Origin of the sequence: Streptococcus oralis (assembly GCF_001075875.1) — a bacterium.
GTDB classification, from domain to species: Bacteria; Bacillota; Bacilli; order Lactobacillales; family Streptococcaceae; genus Streptococcus; species Streptococcus oralis_I.
Genome location: NZ_JUOS01000122.1, coordinates 1 through 15,995 on the forward strand (window position 1 = coordinate 1; position 15,995 = coordinate 15,995).

The 15,995-nt window shown below is 36.5% G+C and carries 10 protein-coding genes and 1 pseudogene; all 11 read right to left on the reverse strand.

Translation table 11 applies throughout. The features are described from left to right. Positions 1-668: pseudogene (locus ADM33_RS06935) on the reverse strand (hypothetical protein); the annotation flags it as partial. Between the two features lie 13 nt (positions 669-681). Further along, positions 682-1,020, reverse strand: a complete 339-nt coding sequence (locus tag ADM33_RS06940) for a hypothetical protein (protein ID WP_049504036.1) — start codon at positions 1,018-1,020, stop codon at positions 682-684. Positions 1,021-1,111: 91 nt separating this feature from the next. Continuing rightward, positions 1,112-2,962 (reverse strand): AAA family ATPase, encoded by a 1,851-nt coding sequence (locus ADM33_RS06945; protein WP_049504038.1) that lies wholly within the window; start codon positions 2,960-2,962, stop codon positions 1,112-1,114. 2 nt (positions 2,963-2,964) lie between these two features. After that, positions 2,965-4,710 (reverse strand): type IA DNA topoisomerase, encoded by a 1,746-nt coding sequence (locus ADM33_RS06950; protein WP_049504040.1) that lies wholly within the window; start codon positions 4,708-4,710, stop codon positions 2,965-2,967. Positions 4,711-4,872: 162 nt separating this feature from the next. Then, a complete protein-coding gene (locus ADM33_RS10670) occupies positions 4,873-10,977 on the reverse strand; it encodes a PBECR4 domain-containing protein (RefSeq protein WP_065429214.1) in 6,105 nt (2,034 codons plus the stop codon). Positions 10,978-10,988: 11 nt separating this feature from the next. Then, a complete protein-coding gene (locus ADM33_RS06965; protein ID WP_049504042.1) occupies positions 10,989-11,249 on the reverse strand; it encodes a hypothetical protein in 261 nt (86 codons plus the stop codon). Between the two features lie 116 nt (positions 11,250-11,365). Further along, positions 11,366-13,702, reverse strand: a complete 2,337-nt coding sequence (mobP2, locus tag ADM33_RS06970) for a MobP2 family relaxase (RefSeq protein WP_049504083.1) — start codon at positions 13,700-13,702, stop codon at positions 11,366-11,368. Between the two features lie 49 nt (positions 13,703-13,751). Then, the gene (locus ADM33_RS06975; RefSeq protein WP_049504044.1) at positions 13,752-14,201 is read right to left on the reverse strand and encodes a hypothetical protein; all 450 of its coding nucleotides are present in this window, start codon (positions 14,199-14,201) and stop codon (positions 13,752-13,754) included. Positions 14,202-14,211: 10 nt separating this feature from the next. After that, entirely contained in the window at positions 14,212-15,000 is a 789-nt protein-coding gene (locus ADM33_RS06980; protein ID WP_049504046.1) for a DNA/RNA non-specific endonuclease, read from the reverse strand. 2 nt (positions 15,001-15,002) lie between these two features. Continuing rightward, complete coding sequence (locus tag ADM33_RS06985; RefSeq protein WP_049504047.1) at positions 15,003-15,350, reverse strand: hypothetical protein; 348 nt, start codon at positions 15,348-15,350, stop codon at positions 15,003-15,005. Then, positions 15,343-15,660, reverse strand: a complete 318-nt coding sequence (locus ADM33_RS06990) for a hypothetical protein (RefSeq protein WP_049504049.1) — start codon at positions 15,658-15,660, stop codon at positions 15,343-15,345. The genes ADM33_RS06985 and ADM33_RS06990 overlap by 8 nt, the downstream gene beginning before the upstream one ends. Positions 15,661-15,995 lie beyond the last annotated feature (335 nt).

A 15,995-nucleotide genomic window follows, 5' to 3' on the forward strand; every position in this document is an offset into this window, starting at 1 on the left:
AAAAATACGCAAATGATATTTATTACTGACAACACTCCCAAAACACCTAAAAATAGATAAAATTTCTTCAGAGAAGTTGACCGCTTTTGAGATACGGGAGCCGCAACATCTGTTTGATCCCTTGCATTTGGAACAGGCGGCAAGCGATTTGGTTGTGAAACAGCCTCTGTCTCACCTTCAGCTGGAAAAAGCGGAAGAGAAGAATCGGATAATCCCAAACTTTGTTTATATACAGGATAAATCTGGTTCTCAAAATACTCCCTTTTTTCTTGATAGCTATAATTCGCAAATTCAGAGCGAGTAAGTATCGCTTGAATGAGAGGAAGCAAGAGGTTTTCATAGTCTTCAGTAATGAGGAATGGACTAGCATAAACCTCCCCTTCTGTCACCACGCTTTTTCCTTCCAGATGGGCAATTGCTACTTGTTTCAGCTGAAACCGACCATACACCTGTTTCAACTCTCTAAATAACAACTCAGCTTGTTGAAATGTTAGGTAGGGCAAACTTTTTGCAATCGGCTGAGAAAAATCAGAAAGATGATCCAATCCCTCGATGATATCAAGCAACTCAATATCATCCTCTGGACCTCTTCCATCTTCCCAGGTGATTTCTAGAAATAAGTCATCTGTAATCGTACAGCGACCTTGATTAAAGAGCGCAAAAGCCATATATCACCACCCCTTAATTTTTCACAAAATCAAAAATCCATTCAATGATACTTGGACCTGCAGAAACACCAATAATTGCAATTGCAATTGAAATCCAATTTTTTTTCATTGAGGTTTTTAACTCCCGTCCACCAAACGCATAAATGAGCGAAGTGACAACGGCAGCTAGACCAAATAGCGCAACACTGACTAGCTGAACTTTTGTGATTCCTTGTTTTGCCAAGTTATCCGACTTAGCAAATGGATCGTCCGCATAGACTGTAGATCCTGTTAGGAATAGGGAAAGGCTCAATAAAAACATCTGTGATTTTGTTTTTACTTGCTGAAGTTGTCTTGTCAAATAATTTTTCATAGAAATCCTCCTTTGTTATTTTGACAATATTAGTGTAATAGATAATTGAAAAAAATTTTTTAAAGGGACAATCATTTTTTTATTGTTAGTTTTAAGAAAATAATACTTCACCGAATGACTTCTTTTCAGCTTCGACGTCGAACAATATTTTTCTTTTATCTTCACGGTGATGCTCATCTGGCGCATCACCTTCTACCCAAAGATGAAAATGATACTCTTGGTTGTGATCGGATAAGTTCAGAAACTCTTTAGAAATTAAAGGAAGGAGCTTATGCTTAATCACTCTTTCCAGAGGTCGTGCACCATCCTTTATATTGGTTCCTACATCCAATAAATAAGTAACCAAACTTTCTTCATAAGAGAGAGTCAACTTCTGATTCTTCATTCTTTCTTTAATTTCTGATAGTTGTTTGACAATAATTTCTTTATTCACTTTCTCGTCTAACATGTTGAAAATCACTTTATATTCAATTCGATTGAGAAATTCTGGTCTGAATCTAGTTTCTAACTCCAACGTCATGCTCTTTTCAAACTGAACTTTATCCCTATCTGTTAATTTTTTAAAATTCCCTTTCAATTCATACTGCTTGATAATTTTTTCACCACCAATATTCGTAGTAATAATGACGATCGTATTCTTAAAGCTCACTTGCCTTCCAGTTGAATCAGTCAAGCGCCCTGCATCAAGCACTTGCAAAAATAAATCTACAACTTCTGAATGTGCTTTCTCCACCTCATCTATCAGAATAACGCTATAAGGTTTTTGTTTAACCTTCTCAGTCAATTGTCCTTTTGTTCTAGTTTGACGATCGCCAATCAGCTTTGTTATATCTCCCTTTTGTTTATACTCAGACATATCAAAGCGAATGATTGCCTCTTCATCATCAAACATTCCCTCTGCTAATGCCAATGCAAGCTCCGTTTTTCCAACCCCAGAAGTTCCTAGAAACATAAAGGAGGATAGGGGCTTTCTTTGATCCTGTAAACCAGCTTGTGCAACAGTTATAGCATCCACAACAGCCTCTACAGCCTCATCTTGGCCTTTAACACGTCGTAACAGCTTTTCTTTTAAACCGTCAAGTCTTTCCTTGTCACCTTTCAAAATCGTCGTGACAGGAATACCTATTTTATTTTTCAGCACCTCTGCAATTTCTTGCTTCCTGACATGACCTAATCCATTTGTAGAACAAATTGTCGCTGCTTCATCTATTAAGTCGAAGGCTTTATCAGGTAAAAATTGATCAGGTATGTAGCGGACAGATAAAAGTACAGCTTGTTTTACAGCATCAGAACTAATAGACACCTGGTGAAAGTTTTCGTAAATAGTTTTAGCTTGTTCAAGAATTTCAATCGCTTGAGTAGTTGTTGGTTCAGAAACCCTAATTGGTTGCATCCTTCGCTCTAGCGCTCGATCCTGTTCGACATACTCATGAAATTCATCCAATGTAGTTGCGCCAATCAATTGCATCTCGCCACGTGACAAAACTGGCTTAATAATATTTCCAGCATCCAAAGCGCCCTTATCTGAACCACCAGCACCAACAATAGTATGAAATTCATCAATAAAGAGAAGATTCTCTCCTTTGGTTTCTACCATCTCCTCAATAATTTTTTTAAACTTAACAATAAACCCTCCATCCTCATCTGACATTAAACTAGATAGTTCCAGAGAGCGCACGGTCAAGTTTTTTAATTTTGGAGATACCTGGTTTCTTAAAATGGCTAAAGCAAATCCTTCAACAATAGCTGTTTTTCCAACCCCAGCTTCTCCTACCAAAATAGGATTATTCTTAGTTCGTCTGAGAAGAGTGGTCTGAACAGCTTCTACTTCTTTATCACGTCCGTACACCTGATAATCTTCTGCTTTTTTTGAAACTTTTTCTGTCAAATTATCTGTATAACAATCTAAATAGGGTGTTTTTTTCTTTTCTTCAGTAGTCACACTTAATCACCTCTTTCTTTTACTTCCTTGATTTGAAGAGTGAGCTTATCTTTTATCGCATCCACAAATTCTCGTGGATTGATTGTCCCTTCTCCAATCTGAGATAGAAACATTTCCCAGCCTCCTGTTGTCTCTGGATCAGAGAATTCATTGTCATAGAGATAATTGATAAGTAGATAGGCCTTATTGGTGGGAGTTAGTTGACCTGTTTTTTTATCTTTAACAACATAACCCTTACTTTGAATTTTTTTAATGATTTCTCCTCTAGTGGCTTGTGTTCCCAAGCCATATTTAGGAAATATTTGGCCAATCAATTGGCTTTCAGTTAGTCTTTTAGGTGGTTTCGTTTCACCCCCTACAATCTGAACCTGCGTATCAATTTTATCTCCCACTTGATAATCAGGAACTTCAACTGGACCTCGTACCTTTCGTGAACTCCATTCAGTCCATCCTAATTTATTAAGCGTTCTACCCTTTGTTTTAAAAACAAGACCATTATTTTCTACTTCAATTGTTTTGGTTGAATAATAACAATCATCCGCAAACATCAAGATTGCCTGCTTCACAACTGCTTCATAAATCAGTCGTTGGTCAGTTTTTAAATTTGAAAGGTTTGGAATTCTTTCAGTCGGAATCAAGGCTGAGTGGCTTGTACCAGATACTTTTTCATCATTGACATAATCTTCTCTAGGCTCCAAAAACGCTGGCTGAAAATGACAATTAATAGCTTTTTGATAGGCAGATAGATTATCTTTTAAATCGTCAAATTCAAAATGATTGATGTATTCTGAGTCTGGTCGTGGATAGGAGAGAAAACCTTCCAAATACAGTCCCTCAACAATGCTCTCCGTTTTACTTGAGTCAAATTTCCAGGCGCTTGCTGCAAAACTTTGTAATTCAGACAAGGTAAATAGTTGTGGAGCTGATTTCTGATGTTCTTCTACCTCAACTGAAGAAACAACAGAGGTAGTTGATAATCCCCTTGAAGAGGCTAAAATAGCTTCACTATCTTTAGTTTTATCTTTGGTCGTAAAGAACACCCCATTTTTAATATCCTCCAGCTGAAGCTTCCAATATTTTTCTGGGGTAAAGTTGCGGATTTCTAAATCATTTTCACAAACTAGTCTGACCGCTGGTGTTTGAACTCGGCCAACCGATAGATGGCTACCTTTTGTTCGAGGGAGTTGTCCTCTTGCTTGAAGATCAAGAGTTGCAAGAGGTGATAAGTTCATTCCTACCAACCAATCACTTTGTGCACGTGCTTCAGCTTCCAAATAGTAATTATAGGTTTCTGAAGGTTCCTTCAATTCCTGAAAAGCTTTTTGAAGAGCTTTCTTTGTCATGGAGCTTGCCCAAAGACGTTTCCAAATTTTCTCCTTCCCCCCTGGTATGTGCGATAAAATAGAGTACGCAATCCGCTCTCCTTCTCTATCAGCATCCGTCCCAATAATCACTTGATCCGCTGCTACCACTTCATCATAGATTCTCTTAAATTTTTCTCTCGAATCCTTGTCCTCTTTCAGATGTTGCTTAAATGAAACATTTGTAAGAGGTAATTTATCAAGCGACCAATTGTCTGGTTCACTATATTCAAATAGGTGCCCTTCAGCAGCCACCACATGTACTTCAACTGGAAAATAGGGTGACTGCCTAATGACATAGACACCTTTCTTTTTTCTAAATTGTCCCAAAGCTGTAGCGTAAGCTTCTGCCTGTTTCTCTTTTTCAGCCAGAACAACTATAACCATATCATTCTCCTTCGACTTCATTTTCTGTCATTGTAATCTATAATTAAAAAATATTTTGTAAAGGGACATTGACACAGAATACAACGAGTTCATATCAAAAAAACAACACAAAAAGTTATACAACTTTTTACACAAAAAAGAGGCTCAAAAAGAGCACTCTTTCTAGACTTTAAGCCCCTTCTTTTGGCTTTGGATAAAATTTTGATTCTGTACCACCTGTCTGTTTAACTGGTAAGGTTTTGTATGTTGTTCAACACTTTTTACAATCTTAGATACTGTTCCATGAATCCGTTTCATAGATTGCGCTAGTTGTTGATCATCAAGAGATGTCAAATTATCAGTCCAAATTGCCATATAGCGAATAGCTTTCTCAGAGGTATCTAAGCCAAAATGCTTAGAAACGAGATAACTTGTCATCTCAGCTTCAAGTTCTCTACGATCTTTTGAGACATCCTCCTTATACGAGTTAGCAAATTTAGGATTATGTAAAGTAGCATGCGCTAACTCGTGAATAGTGGTTGCAACAACTTCTCCAGGAGTATTATCTGGATTCAAAAGTATTTTTTGTTCATCTGAATAAAAAGCTCCCTTCGCACTCCTCAACTCTTTTGCATCGTCTTGATAGATTGTTACCCCAATATTCTTAGCATAGTCTGAAAGTCCTTCAAGCACCTCTTTCGTACGAATATGATCCATATTAAAATCATAGTGACGATTTGGCATCGCTTTTGGATAAAATTCAGGCTTCAAGGTTGTTTGAGACAACTCAAATACTTTATACGTAGCGAATTTAGCTAAGCCTGTATTTGAATCTCTTTCCTGGAAGAAGCGAGATTTCAATTTTCCTTCTTTCTTTAACGCCTTTTCTTCAGGTGTCGCTTCAGAAAGTCTTTTATATTTTGGATTGCCTTTTCCATTTTTTACCTGGTTTCCATTTTCATCCAATACAGGAATCATTTCAACCATCATAGGTCTAAACAAGATAATATGTGATTTTTCTCCTGTCTTGACCGAAAGATTATTATGGACAACTTCTCTTGTTCGACCTGTTTTTTTATTTGTATAGGTATTTCTAGTTTCAAATACCTGATCTGAAGTAATCCCAAGAACTTCCCGCATCGATTGCCATTGATTATAGGTTGCGACTGCACTTGCTCCTGGCCACTGTTCCTGAATCAAAGCGACATTTCTAGGAGAAAGTTCTGGAAACTTACTCATAAAATTCAGATACTCTTCTAACCGTTCTGGTGTTTCTGTGTACTCTCTCACTTTTTGAAAAGCAACTTCACTCAATTCGTGAGGTGTTAAAGTCGCATAATCAATACTACTTGGGTTTACTTCAGGAGTCTCCAAATCCAAAATAGGTTCCTCTTTCAGAATCTCCTCTACACGCTGAAGAAAATTAGTTTTAATTTCTTGTTTAGAAGATTGAAAAGCTACCGTTTCTCTTGTATCAGGAGTTTGACCTTCTCCTTCTTCCATCAATCGAGACGATTCATTTGCTTCCTGGGAAATTTCCTTGTTCACTACTCTATTTTCCAGCTGAGAAAGAATTTCTTCATCCATCGATGCTAGTTCAGATTGACCGTTGAGTCGACGATATCCTAATCCTAGCATTTGTGAAATTGGTGTAGTCTCATCTCCAATATCATAACGAATTCCCTCTTTGATCATTTCACCCCCTGGAGCATAGATATCAAACTTAATTTTGGTAGGAGGGATATAACCTTCAGTATTGCCTGCTGTTACTTGTTTCATTCCTTCTTGATGAATTGGATAAAAGTCCTGATTGGCCTTATATAGCTCCCTAGCGAAATCTTGATAAGATATCAGCTCTGTCTCTTTAAAGGGCAATCTAGGCCCATTTGGGCGCTCCTCAGACCATTGAAGGCGTACATGGTAGTGTTCCTTATAGATATAATCTTGTTTCCATTCCTTATAAAAATCTGAATTTGTATCTAGGAGATGATCTTCTCCAGCTACAGCAACAATCTGATCAAATTTATCATTGTGCTGTTTCGCATAGTCAAGATACTGATTCCAGGCCTGATGAAATTCTTCTGGAGTTTTCGAGATGTCATCTGGCACACCTAAATTATAGACAGTATCTAAGACTTGAGTGAACGTAGCCGAATCAAGTGAAGTTTGATTTAAATGATTTTCTTGCTCTGCAATTCCCCTTGATTCTGCAAGATCAATGAGCTGTTCCTCATAGTGAAGTTCTTCTTCTGCTGAAACTCCTGAAGATAAGTTTAGCAGTTCATCATCAATTCTTTTAATCACTTCATTATCCAAATATTTACCATCATCTCTTAGAGCATCATAATAATCCATACCTGGTAATAATTCATAACCATTTACCCTCACTGAGCCTAACTCACTCATAACAGCAAGTTTTTGTTTTGGTGTGCTTACCTTGCTTTCAAAACTCTTCAACAAAATATCTTGATGATACTCTTTGTCTTCCAACAACCATGCTTTCCCTTCTGGAGTCTGCAAATAGCTTGCTCCTGCCTGTAACATAGATTCTAAATCAGAGTATTCTTGATTATTAAAGTTATAAGAGCTAATCTTAACCTGATGATCTACGTTCATTGTCGGTTTAATCTCTTCAAACTGCCTATTTTTTAAGACAGATAGCATTTCCTCGCCACCATCTTTTACATATTCCTCATTAATTGACAATTGCTCAATGTGACCATCTCTTTCTCTATAGACACCAAGAATTGTACCAGTATCTATATCTTCCAGTTGTTTACTTAAATCACCCTTCACTCTCATTAAAGATGCAGGGACATGAGTAAATTCCTTTTCTTTGAATAACAATAACAAATCAGTATCTTCTGGTCTAATTGCTTTTGAAAGATCTAGATTATTAAATTTCTTTACAGATGAAAGATCGTTAAACACAAAGGAGTCTGACTCTATCACCTCAGGTAATAAGTTCAAAACTTTTAATTTATCCGACATTCCATTAGCAAATTTTAAATCTTTGAAATGCCCTTTCCCAGCTGCAACATCTTCAACGAATGACTCAGACAAATGTTCTACCCACTCATTATATACAGGTGTTACTCCAGTTAAGTGCATCCAATTTTTCTTGTCAAATTTAACATTTAGAATTTGGAATTGCTTTTCTTCTGGATTCTTATAAACATAATGGATACTTGTCCCTGACATTTCTTTTAGATACCATTGAGCCGAGTCCCTCATTGCGTTTGCATATAAATTTAACGTCCGCATGTTTTTCCTGAATTTTTTATTTGACATTCGATCCTCATCGATGGTAAAATGAAGATGAACATTGGTAGGAAAATCAGGTTGAGAATTTTTCTCAACGGGCTGCGGTGCTGTCCCTGGAGTTTCTACTCCTAAAGAACTGGAATTGCGATTCAATAGTTCGCCCCCAGTGTTAGTCTCTTGATAATTATCAAGGGACTTTTCTTTTTCTTCTGGGACTTCAATTATCTTAATGGGGTGAGTATCAAGACGTGATATCAAGTTATCCAATAATTCTCGATTTAAAATCACTTCTCCCTCTTGTTCTTCCAGATAGTGGAACAATGTATTTGGTGTTGTCACAAAACCATAGGGAAAGTCTCTTGTTCCCGATTCAATCAATGGATACTCCAGCATTCGCTCAACCGATTGTGATAGATTATCAAGGGTTCTTTCACCAAAATAGACGCCAAAACTGTCACTTGAGAGGCTTTCTATCTGCTTGTTGGTACTGTAGGCTGCTATTGCAAGTTCACCAATAAATCGGGTTGAAATATCTACTCCCAAAGTTCTCTGATGAGGTTTCAATGCTTGATACAAGGAATCTTGCTCAGGAGTACCTTTTTTCTTGTATAAATCAATCGTTTGATCATCAATAGAGGTCAAAAGTGAATGAATGGGAGACAACACTTCCATTTTTTTATCGCTGAGATATTTTGTAGGATGGCTATTTCCTAACTTTGCAAAGACATCATACAGATAGAAATCTGGTGCAAATTCGATTGATAATTCTCCAGATTGAATCCGATTATTTAATTTCTTAGTTAATACTTCGTTTTCCCGTTTTACCTCTTCATAGCTCATCAATCTCACAGCATTCTCCTCTGTATTGGCAATAGATTCTTGATCGCCTGGAGTATGTTTTGCTTCTGATTCAACTAACTCTAATTGAATATTTTCCTCAGCTGAAATCTGAGACTGATATTCATAATCTGCCATTTGTGCCTGTTCTAAGTAAGGACTTGGAAGAACTTCTCCCAATTGTGTTGAAAGATCATTTTTTTCACTACCAATGTCATATCGTAAATCATCTGTCAGACGATTCCCCTCCTCATCTTGCAATGCAAAATAAGTTTTATCATATCCCAGACTAAGCATTCTCAAATTATTCTCTTCATACAATTGAGCTATAAAATCCTTATATGGAATCACATCTCCTGATGAGAATTTCTGAGACAGATTTGGATTTTCTGTAAAATCAAAGGCTACAGATAACTCTGGAGGTACTGAGCTTCGCTCTTCCTCTATCATCTGTTTTACTCCAGCATTTTCTTGCGCTTGTTTGGCAAGCAATTCATCCACCTTCAATCTTTCCTCATCTCTTTTCGGATGATACTTGATTTGTGAAGATAATTGAAACTCTCCTTCTTCAGTCAACTCCAGGGCAACTCTTCGTAACCCTTTTACAAAATAAGTATTTGGTTGTTTTTGCCACTGATTCACTAAGCCCTCATCAATTAAGGCTTGAGTTGCTGGTTGAATACTAGTTTTACCCATTTGTTCAGATATGCCCTCAAGTCTAGTCAACTCTTCTTGATAGCGTTTAAGAGTAGCTTTGGTAAAGAACGACTCCCCACGTTCAGCTTTTTCTAGTTCTTCACGAATTCGAGGTATATTTTGAACACTCATCTCCAGACCACTTCCCTGACGATTCAACCCCATTTCTTTCAAATGTTGTTGATGCTCCAGGCGCTCTACTCGCTCTTCCTGTTGCCTAATCTCATCCATCTTTGAGAAGACTTGACCTTCTATTTGTTCTTGCTTACGCATAAAGCTAGCACCGCCTCGCTTATCATTCATGGGTTGTCCATTTGTTAGCGCTTGGTGGGAATACGCTCTTGAAATAGCATCGTCTTGTTCACCTTTTAGTCGTTCCAGTTTTCTACGCGCTTGGGCAAGACGACTGTTGTCAGTTTTATCTTCCTGTCGATTCTTTAAAACATCATTCCAGTCCGTTTTATCTTGCCCTGGTCTTAGTTCTGGTAGATCCGAATTGATAACAGCTCCTTTGGCTTCCAATTCTTGAATGAATGTTCTACCTGCGTTATCATTATCTAAAGCTAGAGTGATTAAATCCGCATTTTCCTCATTTTCAAAAAAGTGATGATCAATAGCTACTTGAAGTCCATCTGCCAATTGTTCAGGTGTCCATATTAGCGCTTTTCCTGACATTTCAGCCTTAATTTGAGATAGATGACGGCCAATAGTAGATTCTTTCAAACCATCCATAGAAACTAATCTGACATCCTGAAGACTATCCTTATGCAATTCATAGTAGGACATTAAATCAATTGGACTCTCAGTAAAAATCAATCGTTTTGGACTGCCAATATCAACATGAATACCAGTCATAGGATCGGAGTTTTTCATAATCACTTTAGCATATCCATGTTTTGGCCACTTCTCCCAATTCTCATGGATTCCCTGTAAAGAGGCTCCAACAACTTCACCTGAAGAAGAAAGGGACTTGAAGACAATAACTGGCTCAATCGCATTTATTGTGACTCCACCAGTGCCTTCCGCAAAGTAGTCAAGTTTGGCGTTAGCTTGGGCTAAAACACCCTGTTCCAAAAAATAATCAATTGTTTCATCTGATAGTCCACGTTGATTCCGCAAGTAATCTCGTCCAGCTGAAAACGGCTGCTCGTATTTCTCAAGATAGTATTTAAAATCTTCTTGAGGCCTTTCAACCATTTGAAACTCTTTAAAATTTCCATCATTTAAAAAATCTACAGATTGATTAAAATCTACTTCCTTTATCGTTTCAACTAAAGAAATCGAATCTCCACCTGTATTTCTAGAGAACCATTTCCATAAATTTTTATCAGGTGAAATAACTAGGCTATCATGTTCTTTCCATCGATAGTCTCGTCCAGAACGAACCAGCTCCATCTGAAGCTCGTTTGCAACATCCAAAATATCTCTAGAACGTGCAAATTCAACACGCTCTCTACGACTTTTCCCACGTCTTGATTCTTGTTCTGTCATATAAAATCTCCTTAAAATCCTTCATACTGTGTTTTATACGGCTCTTTCTCTGCTTGTAGAAACGTTTCTGGATCTAAGTGAACCAATTCCCCTACTGAAAAAGATTCAAATAGCTCAGAATTTCCCTTAAAATCTAGAACCATTTCTAAATCAGAATTTCTTCCTTGACCCTCAAAATACACTTGCTTGTTATCGGCATTCATTGCCGTAATTAACCATTCGGCTGAAAAGTCAAAGTCTTCAACTGCAACATCTGGAAATACTAGCTCCATTTTTCTACTCCTTTCTCTTTTATCCTTTTATTCTACGTAATAACTGAGGAATCACAGTTAAAGGGACAATAGATTTCCATTTTCAACAAAAAAAGCCATTGATTTTACAATGACTCTTACATACTGTGTCCTTTCTCCTCAAATTCTTGTCTCTCATCACTTCTCTCACGTTCCATGAGAGCTTTTTTATTTGCACGTTGGGCCCTTTGAAGAGAATTCGTCAAATTTCTCATGAAATCTGTATTGATGATTGCTTTACCTTGGGATTGTTGGACGTTTTTTCTTTGCAAGTTCTTTCTTTCTTGCATTTTATGTGAAACAGCTTGAGCTAACTGACTTTTCTGATTACTTTCTTCCTCTGGCAATATTTTTTGATAGAGTGATTTGAGTTCAGAAAATCCTTTCGCATTCTCCTGTTTTAATTTTTGAATAATCGCTTGATCAGTCGTTTGTGAAATTTCCTTGTTTCGACTGTAAATCTGATGTTTCAGCTGAAAAATTGAGATATGGGTCTGTAGCTCTTCTATATAGCTATCTTTCGTCACAGGATAGCCCTTTAGAATAGTCAGGACTCCTTCATCTTGAAGAGGTTGAACTGTCTCTAATTCTCCCTTCAAACGTTTGATAGGTGCTTGAATTGCTAATGAATCAGCCTTTTCTACTGAAAATGAAACACTATCTTCAAACTGGTTAGCAAGAGATTGTTTTAGAGATTGATCTGCTTCACCTAGTTTATAATTTGGGGTCAGTTGCAATTCAGTCAGCTTCAGTCTTTGAAGAATCTCCTTCTTTTTTAATTCAACAAATGGCTGATCAGTTTCAAGTGGTTGAATCTGATCAAAAAGAGTTTTACGAACTAATAAACTACTCTGTTTTTCCTCCAATAAACTCAATTTTAAAGCATAGCGAAATGTTCCTAACTCCTGGCGCTCTTTTAATGATCGATCGCTTTTCTTTTTAGCCGCTTCTACAAGTTCTTTCAAATCAGCTGAAGAAAATAGCGACAAGTCCCTTAAACTAAGTTGCTTCTGTAGTAAGTCTTCTTTCATCTGACTCACATCATAAACTAATTCCGTAGCAAATTCAGGACGTCTCAAACCTGTTCCATATTTATCATAAGCAGCATAGACTGGTTTTGTAATTTCAATAGGTTTTGCCCCATCTTTCAACTCATAACCTAGTTTTTTCCAGGCATCTAGTGTTTTGATAACACTTGCGTTAGAATCCTGGGCTAAAATTAATTTTTGATTCTTTACTGAGAAATTGGCCAAATTTTTTTCCAGCCGAACATCAGCTATTTCAGGAGCATTCTCACGAAATAGGTTCAAGATTCTATTTGCTAATCGTTCTCTAAACTCCTTCTCTCGATTCGCTATTAATTGCTGCAGATGATAGCTTGCAGCCTCCTGTTGTATTTTCTCAAAACGACCATCAACTTTCCGAATCTTCTCGTAGGCTGATTTTTTTTCAGCTGAATAAGCTCCTCTATAGGTTTCTAGAAAGTTCTTCGTTTCTTTCAGAAATTCTTGATAGAGCTCTTTCCCTTCATTTTCTAAATAGGAGTCCAGATAGCGGTCAAGGAAGAATTTACTGACTGCAAAATCTCTTGCATTTGAACCATAACGCCATTTTTTATCCATTGGCAAATGGTTGTAAGCCTGCTCCAAAAAATTTTTTTCAGCCGAAGAACGAACCTTCTGATCTCTAAATACAGAATTAATCAATTCACTTCTGATATTCGCCAAGATTTGTTCTCGTCGAACAATCATTCCTCTAGTCTGTTCATTCAACAGACCATGAAAAACATCACTTTTAAAACGCTCAATAGTTTTCTGGGAAAAGTTTCCTCTAAATTCCATTCGTCCACGAGGTCGATAGAAAATTTTTTCTCTTGCAGATTCAACTTCAGATAAACCAAAATGCACATGAATATTATCCGTGTTCAAGTGAATATTGGCCCACCAAAATGATGAATCAGATAAGCCTTCTTTTTCAATTAACCTTGGCAATGCTTCACGTATGACAGACTTGATAGCTTGCTGATCAACTTTCCTAGTTTCCAGATCATATAATCCCTCCTTGGCCAAAAAATCATTATCAAAAGAGATAACACCCTGCCATAGAAGAGAGCCATTTTGATAAGCCTGTTCTAACTTACTTTTCAATTCAGTTACTTTGCTACGCTGCAAGTAATTGGCTTCTTTTGTAAAAATCGCTGTCATTTCTTCATTTTGATTTTCAGTAGCATAAGAACGATTCATATAATCGATGTACTCCTGGAAATTAAGTTTTGTTTCTGGGACTTCAGCTTGGATTTTTTGTAGTTCATCTTCAGTTAGAGACTCGATATTTTGTCTATGTGTTTCTAAATTTAATTCGTTATCAACCTCAACAGCTTCGTCTCTATTAGTGTAGTCTACAAAGCCACTATTTGCTTCAGTGTATTGCAGCATGAAGGTAATACTTGGACTAGACTCACTCACGAGTAAGGTCTCCTTTCAATTAATGAGAATGTTTAATTGTTTGACCACGTGCAACATCTTCTTGAATGACATCGTTGATTCTTGCCATTAATTCATGCTGTGTAGGATCCAGTCGTGAATGAATAGATTCTAAATCTTGAACATCAAAATCATCTTTCGTAATAGCATGAAAGTTGGTTAGTGTTAAATAGAGAATTTGATCAAGTTGACGATGAATTGCCTTGTTGTCATTTCCAGAATCAAAGCTACCTCCCAAATTTTTTTCCAGCTGAGTCAGTCGCTCATAAAAATTTTTTCCTTCTCCTAATTCAATAAAGAGTTTATAAAAAACTTCAATCAAAGTGACAAGCGTTGCTGAATTATTTCGATACTGTTTCTGCAAAGCAGACGATTCTTTCAAGTAGGATTTTATTTCCTTAAATTTTTCATGTGTTTCTTCGCTAAAGTATAAGCTAAGTCTTGGATTCATTTTTCCCTCCTCAATTTTTCTGAGATGATCCTGTCAAATAATTGATTTTATATCCTGGTTGAATATTAAAGATATATACATCAAATGAGATCTCATCATCTTCAATACTCTGTGCTTCCATACGAACTCCTCTAGCAACTAATTCCACATTTCTAAAAATGGGAGTTACTCGATAGCGAACATGGTGGTTCGTATTTTTTATGTAGTTAGCAATTTTATTTTCATAGTAAACCATCGATGATTGTTCATCTTCAAAATTTGCATTTAAAGCACGTGTACCTGTAAATAAATTTTTAGCATTCGCATTCTCTCCACTTAATTGAAAACCGATTAAGTGAGAACGATTATATAAATAATCTTCTTTCCCGTTGAAAATTATTTTTTTATTTTTCCATCCTGTTGGTGTGATAGAGGAAATAGATTCTCTATCTTCAGTTGGCATCAATTCTTTTCCCAACATCGCTTCAGCAATTCCTACACGATTTAAAAAATCTAGATCAGAATATTTTTCCCAGCTGCCACTTTCTAAACTCAATTCGCTTTTTGTAAATTGTGATTTTTCATTGACGACAATCACTTGATTTTTTCCGTCATACTCCTTTGATTTCAAATCATCATTTTTCAGAGTAGGATTCAAATTAGAGTCGGAATTTTTTTCTTCAGCTGAATCGGCTATGTTCAGTTGAGTCGGGATATCATTTTGTGTCAAGCCAGATTTGATAGCATTAAAATTGTTAGGTTGTACGATAAAGATCGCAAGAAAAATGAGAATGATGAACAGAGATTTATTCTTCTTCATTTCTAAACACCACCTGACCGTCGTTCAGCTTCAAGTGCAGATACATCATCCATAAAATGTAACCATTTTGTAGTTAGATCATTTACAATATCTTGTTTAACATTTAAAGCTGAAAGAGAAATTTCATTCTTCAACATCAATTGTAAAATCTGACTCTGTTGTTCTTTGATATCAGATAATGTTTCCGCAAATTGGTTATTGTACAAATTCAATCCGTCATTCATTACGATATTTTGAACTTGCGATAACATAAACTCATTGAAACTTGGATAGTTATATTTTTTTGAAATATCTCGAAGTTGTTCAAACATATCATCAGGTATATTTCTGATTTTGATTTCTTTAGTCATCACTTTCTACCTCTCCTTCATACTCTAACCAACGTGAAATATGATCGCCATAACAATCCATTTTTTCTTCAAATTCAGATAGTATTCTGGTCTGTTTTTTCATTTGGTTCAAAACATGGTCAGAAGCTAATTTCATATTTTCTAAATGAGCCACATACAAATCTTGAGCACGATTAAATTTTCCGTGCTCAATTTTTTCACGACAAATTGAGAGCAGAAAATCATTAAATGACTTAGCTTTATTTTTTTTAGCAAGAGCTTTTAGATAGCTAACCTCTTCCTGTGTTAATCCTCTAATGAGAATGTCCATCTGTATCCTCCATCTTATTATTTATGGTCCCCAAAAACAGGACTTCTTTTTTCTTTTGTCGAAGCAAAAGCAAAAAGAAGCAAAAAAGAAAACTTCAACCTCGCAACATCACGAACCGATACGGTTCTATTTTTGCGGTTTTTCAACACACTAACACACACAGAGGGACTAAGGTCCTTTTTAGGTGTGTTGTGGTAGAAAAGAGCATAAGGGAAACTGTCCCCACGTAACGTGTGGAGTTGATAGTATCAACGTTTCCAATGATATCAATTTTCTCGGTTTCACCTACTTACACACACATGCCATACTTACCTTTACACACTTTATAGGTGTTA

What these genes read in the sequence shown, in the direction of transcription:
- ADM33_RS06940 (WP_049504036.1), bottom strand. Translation starts at nt 1,020, where the DNA reads ATGAAAAATTATTTGACAAGACAACTTCAGCAAGTAAAAACAAAATCA.
- ADM33_RS06950 (WP_049504040.1), bottom strand. Translation starts at nt 4,710, where the DNA reads ATGGTTATAGTTGTTCTGGCTGAAAAAGAGAAACAGGCAGAAGCTTAC.
- ADM33_RS10670 (WP_065429214.1), bottom strand. Translation starts at nt 10,977, where the DNA reads ATGACAGAACAAGAATCAAGACGTGGGAAAAGTCGTAGAGAGCGTGTT.
- ADM33_RS06965 (WP_049504042.1), bottom strand. Translation starts at nt 11,249, where the DNA reads ATGGAGCTAGTATTTCCAGATGTTGCAGTTGAAGACTTTGACTTTTCA.
- mobP2 (WP_049504083.1), bottom strand. Translation starts at nt 13,702, where the DNA reads ATGCTGCAATACACTGAAGCAAATAGTGGCTTTGTAGACTACACTAAT.
- ADM33_RS06975 (WP_049504044.1), bottom strand. Translation starts at nt 14,201, where the DNA reads ATGAATCCAAGACTTAGCTTATACTTTAGCGAAGAAACACATGAAAAA.
- ADM33_RS06980 (WP_049504046.1), bottom strand. Translation starts at nt 15,000, where the DNA reads ATGAAGAAGAATAAATCTCTGTTCATCATTCTCATTTTTCTTGCGATC.
- ADM33_RS06985 (WP_049504047.1), bottom strand. Translation starts at nt 15,350, where the DNA reads ATGACTAAAGAAATCAAAATCAGAAATATACCTGATGATATGTTTGAA.
- ADM33_RS06990 (WP_049504049.1), bottom strand. Translation starts at nt 15,660, where the DNA reads ATGGACATTCTCATTAGAGGATTAACACAGGAAGAGGTTAGCTATCTA.